The 1,805-nt window shown below is 33.0% G+C and carries 1 protein-coding gene; it reads right to left on the bottom strand.

Annotated features, from left to right (window positions below):
* Positions 1 to 120 precede the first annotated feature (120 nt).
* A complete protein-coding gene (locus J2Z44_RS21330; RefSeq protein ID WP_209650058.1) occupies positions 121 to 1,419 on the bottom strand; it encodes an IS110 family RNA-guided transposase in 1,299 nt (432 codons plus the stop codon).
* Positions 1,420 to 1,805 lie beyond the last annotated feature (386 nt).

Genomic DNA, 1,805 nt, shown 5'->3' with positions numbered 1-1,805 from the left:
AAGACCAGCTAGTAATAGTCAATAGTTTTTTTAAAAGATTTCTTAGTTTAAAAAAGGGCATCACAAAAAGTACTGTCCGATATACGAACAATACAAAAACTGGTAACAGTTTTATGCCGGTTAGGCTGCGGCGTTACACGAATTTTCTAAGTACATCTTTTGATGAACTTTAGGTAATCGCTGTTCATATTCCTTTTGATTACGCAAGACTGCAAATATATAGTTTAGAAGCTTGTGCATAACTGCAACGAGTGCAACCTTTTTCTTCTTACCAGATAGGTTAGTTTTATAGTATTCTAGTAAGATTGGATTGATTGCTTTGCCATTTTTACTTGTTCTTATAGATGCTAATGCGACAGCATATAAGGCTCTACGACCGATTCGAGTACCACGCTTGGATATTTTGTTCTTATCGCTTTTAAACTTCCCAGATTCGTTAACAGATGAATCTATGCCAAAGAAAGCAACTAGGTGCTTGGGCTTTAAAAACCCTTGGAAGTCTCCGATTTCAGTTAGTAGAGTGACAGCTGTTAAAAATCCTATTCCTGGTATAGAAAGTAGTAAATCCACATTTCTTTTAAAATAAGAAGATAGTTTTTCACTAGAAACTTCTGCTTTTATATCATTAAGGAGTAGATTTATTTCTTGGTCAAAGTTTTCAATGATCGAAATAGTACTTAAAATTTTTCTTTCAAAGCTTGTGGACGGTATGCCGATTTGCACAGCATTTTGAGCGGTTTTAAGTAATTTTTCATAAGTGTTATTGCACCAAGTTAAATTCTTTTTAGAGGTTGTCCTCAAATTTGATATAACTTCTTCTTTAGGAGAATTTACAATTTTCTCTGGAGTTGTATATTTTTTAAGAATAGTAATAGAAGTTGCTCCAGTAGTATCAGCAAAAACAGATTGATACCCAGGAAAAAGTAATCGAAGATCAGCAGATAATTTTTTCTTATATGTTGACCTTGTATCAACATACTTGTAGTAGTCTCGGCACAGACACTTTAATGAGAAAATGTTGATATCTAGAAAGCTATAGGCTTTTACATTCTGAAATTTACCTATTTTAGCAATAGAAACAGCATCTTTCTTATCATTTTTCACTTTTCTAATGTCACTATTTTTGTTACAATTAGTAACTAGAGGGTTGATAACGTACGCCTCTAAATTATAGTTTTTTAGAAAGTGGAAAAGAGATAAGTGGTACACGCCAGTGGACTCCATGAAAATGCCAGTTTTCATGTTAAACTCTTTTTCCACTTTTTCTATTTCACTCACTAAGTGGCTAAAGCCATCCGCATCGTGTACAACTTTAAAAGACTTCTTATATACATCACCGTTAGGTGCTAATATTGCTACTATTGAAAATTCTGCTGATACATCAATACCAACAACAGGACTATAAAAATATTTTGACATAATCAATATCTCCTTACCTTGAATTATTTAGAGATAGAATAGAATATCCACTCTACCAGTGATTCTACAACCTCGTTTGTGACACGGGTAATTTCCGAGGATTAGTCCCTGCGGGAAACCCAACCAGCTAAACCATAGAACTCTCACTGATGGATTGATACGCTTTTTTACGGGTATTATCTCTACGAGATTCCCAGGGGGGATCCATCTAACTTCTATTCAGGAGATATTATACAATGATTTTAAAAATAGGTTAAGTTTCCTTTCAGGTATTTAGATAGAAAACATTATTAAGAAGATTCTAAATGCTCTAGAGGAATTAATAATATGAATAAATTTAAATAATATAGTTTAAATGTTCGTTAGAAAGATATGATGTTTTCTAT

The sequence above is a fragment of the Clostridium punense genome (assembly GCF_017874425.1).
In the GTDB taxonomy this organism is placed as follows: domain Bacteria; phylum Bacillota; class Clostridia; order Clostridiales; family Clostridiaceae; genus Clostridium_J; species Clostridium_J punense.
This window is presented reverse-complemented; position numbering and strand designations above follow the sequence as displayed.